The organism is Vibrio genomosp. F10 str. 9ZD137 (assembly GCF_049974785.1).
In the GTDB taxonomy this organism is placed as follows: domain Bacteria; phylum Pseudomonadota; class Gammaproteobacteria; order Enterobacterales; family Vibrionaceae; genus Vibrio.
In genome coordinates, this window is sequence record NZ_JBNGCJ010000942.1 from 1 (window position 1) to 3512 (window position 3512).

3 protein-coding genes are annotated in these 3512 nt (G+C 44.3%); 1 reads left to right on the forward strand and 2 read right to left on the reverse strand.

Translation table 11 applies throughout. The features are described 5' to 3' along the window. Positions 1-778 (reverse strand): ABC transporter transmembrane domain-containing protein (locus ACP45E_RS20625; RefSeq protein ID WP_241824359.1); only part of this gene is annotated, 778 nt, incomplete at its 3' end. Positions 779-810: 32 nt separating this feature from the next. Further along, a complete protein-coding gene (locus ACP45E_RS20630; RefSeq protein WP_241824360.1) occupies positions 811-2886 on the reverse strand; it encodes a DNA internalization-related competence protein ComEC/Rec2 in 2076 nt (691 codons plus the stop codon). Between the two features lie 188 nt (positions 2887-3074). On the opposite strand from ACP45E_RS20630, the gene ACP45E_RS20635 reads away from it, so the two are divergent. Continuing rightward, the coding region (locus tag ACP45E_RS20635; protein ID WP_069585489.1) for a DUF2062 domain-containing protein at positions 3075-3512 on the forward strand (438 nt) is incomplete at its 3' end.

Genomic DNA, 3512 nt, shown 5'->3' on the forward strand with positions numbered 1-3512 from the left:
AGGCGATGAGTTGTATTACTGGGTTGGCGACGGCTTGAGCAGCGACGAGCTTCATGGTCTGCTGACGCATTTGATTACTGACACTATCAAAGCGTTCGCGCTCCACTTCTTGTCCACCATAACTCAGAACAACCTTGTGCCCTTTAAGCATTTGTTCCGCAGAGGAACTCACACTTCCCATGCTGGTTTGCATATTCTTCGATATTTTTCTAAAGCGTTTAGAAATAATACTGATACCCCAAGCCACGAAAGGAGCAACAATAAACAGCACTAATGAAAGCTTCCAGCTGTTCCAAAACATCAAAGTCAGCAGGCCGATAATGCTCGCCCCTTCTCGTACAATGCTCACCAGAGCACGGCTTGTCGCACCAGCCACTTGTTCAGAATCATAGGTAATTCGAGACAATAAAGCCCCTGTCGACTCTTTATCGAAAAATGAAACGGGCATGTGCATAAACTGGTGGAATATCTTACGGCGGATCAGCATAACGACGTTGCCAGATACCCAACTCAAACAATAAGTAGAAATAAAACCGCTTAAACCTCGAATCACCATCATGCCAAAAATGATGACGGGTAAAATGCGTAAAAAGTCTGATCCTGTACTACCAAAACCTTCATCCAATAACGGTTTCAGCAAAGAAAGCATGTACGTATCTGCGACAGCATTAATAATTAGAGCGACAACGGCAACAGCGAGACCTGCTTTGTAGAGTCGAATATAAGTCCATAATCGCTTAAAGGTTTGCAGCGTGGTTTCATCTGTAGTTGTCGACATAAAAGTGCTTAATTTTGAATGCAATATTGATTCTATTCTACTCCGTTACGCAGCATCTGCCTATACCAGCGTGTACCTTCTCTTTCTCGAATCGTCGAAACTTGCCACATATTGTCAATCACCTTGACCGTTATTTGCCCATGCTGGCCAGTATCTAACCAGTCACTATTATGTTCTTGATAACGAGTGACAACCGACTCATTGGGCAGATTCCACCGACCTCCTTTTGCCAGAGAAGCAATCGCAACCTTGGCTTGTACATTCTCTATAAACTTGGAGGTTGATGACGTACGGCTACCATGATGAGGAACAATAAGCACATCGCTGACTAATGTTTTAGGCTCTCGGATAAGTAACCACTCAACCATTGCGTCAATATCTCCCGTCAGCAACAGACTAAAAGAGGCATTATCATCGGTTACGCGAATCACACACGAGTGAGGATTGTAAGCTCTCTTTACTTGAGAGATAGGCCATAGAACCTCAAACCTTAGACCTTGCCAAAACCAGTCCATACCCTTTACGCACGGTTGATAACCGCCTAAAGACTGAGGCGACCATTTGAACAAAGGCAACATCTGTCTTTCCAGCTCTTCTCGTCCACCAGCGTGATCGGCATCAAGGTGACTGAGTATCAATCCGTCTAGTTGGTTTATTCCTCGCCTTTTTAGAATCGGAATGATCAAGGATTCAGCTATAGAGCCATCCTCCCATCGGTTACCTGTGTCATACACCACCGCCCGACCCTCTTTTTCAATCAACACCGCAAGCCCGTGTCCCACATCCAACACATCAGCACGCCATTGATTGGAATGATTCGGTTTGTCCCATTCATAGAATGCAGCACAAATCAAAATACCGCCCACCAGTATTCTCGCTTTATGGTTCAAATAGCCGCCAATAAACGCGAAGCAAAACACGCCTATAAACATTCCTACTTGAAAGCGCGAGAGCGATAACCAACTGAACGATGCATAATCGGTGCTCCAATGTACTGGAAGAAGTACCAATTCCACGACTTGCCAACTCCAAGCAGCAAGGCCAATATCCAGAATGGTGAAAAACAGGGCTAGAAAAGTAAACGGTATAACGACAACACTAAACCAAGGAATGAATAGGCTGTTGTAAATTACGCTACTGGCACTGAACCCGCTAAACAGCACTGCGGTAATGGGCACCATCCAAAGCACAATCAAGACCTGAATTTTCAGTGTTGATAAAAACTGACTTCCATTAACTTTAGGCTGGCTTAAGGTGTAAATGACCATAGCGACCGCATAAAAGGATAACCAGAAACTGCTCGATAACACTGAAAATGGAGAGAAAACCAAAACAATCGACATTGTAATCAGCAGCTTTTTGAGTAACGGTTGCCTATTGCTCGCCACAAGCAGCAACGATCCTGTCACACACATTGCTAACGCCCGTTGGGTTGGAATACTAAAGCCAGCAAGCCATGCATACCCAATCGCCAGTATGCTACCCACCAGCCAGGGGAGCCAAAGAAGTGAGGGGGAAATCCGACTTAACACCTTTCCAATATAAAAACCAACTACAAACATCACTCCGATATGTAAACCGGATATAGCGATGAGGTGGCTCAGGCCACTGTCTCGATAATTTTGCCACTGAGTTTTCGTGAGAAACAACCTCTCACCAAAGACCAAGGCCATGATTGGACCTTTAACCGCACTTTGGTCGACATAATCGAGTGTCCGTTGGTAAAGAGTTTGGCGGTATGAGCGTTGGCTAGTTACGACATAAGAACGATCCGATTTGATGGTCCCCCTAGCGACCCAGCCCTTGACCAAATAGTGGGATTCGATATCGAAACCGTACTCATTTTTTCGTCCATAAATAGGCTTTACGATAACATTAGCCTGAAGAGTATCGCCCAATTTTAAAGGCATAGGGCTAACAAGGCGTATTGTCGGCTGTTCAAAAAATGACAATCTTTGGCCATTGATTGTACTGACTAAAACCGTCCCCTCATAACCGTGACGTATTTGCTTAAAAAAGCTGTCAATTCGAGCATTTATGGTAATATCCACACCGTGTTTGAAAATGACATTCTGATGTTGTTGTAGTTGATGTCCTTCTATTAACACCGTGAATACTGCAAGGGAAATACCAAAGGACGGCCGTAACCTTCTATACTTGATAGATGCGATTACACACATAATGGAGATAATAGACCACTTCCAGTCAGGCAAAGATGGCCAAAACGGAGAACTTAAAACCGTTATAGAGAACGAAGATAACGTCCAGTAATTTATTAAGAGAGTCATATTTTCCTATGCCAAGAAAATTCATCAAACGTTTTATGCCTGACCACAGCGTAATTAAGCGTCAGAAGGCACTAAAAATTTTTGGCAGTGTTCTGTATAACCCTAATCTTTGGTGTTTAAACCGCCGTTCAGCTGCGGGAGCCTTTGCCGTTGGCTTGTTCATGGCGTTTGTCCCTTTACCTAGCCAAATGCTTTTAGCCGCTGGCCTAGCAATATCTTGTGGTGTGAATCTTCCTCTCTCTGTTGCCTTGGTCTGGATAAGCAACCCCATCACCATGCCCGTATTGTTTTATTGCGCTTATAAAGTCGGAGCACTGGTCATGAACGTTCCAACTGAAGCTTTTCATTTCGAGCTTAGCTGGGCATTTCTAATGCACCAAATGAACACCATGGGTCCCCCTTTTCTTCTTGGGTGCCTTATCTGTGGTGTCATAGCCGCTATGATT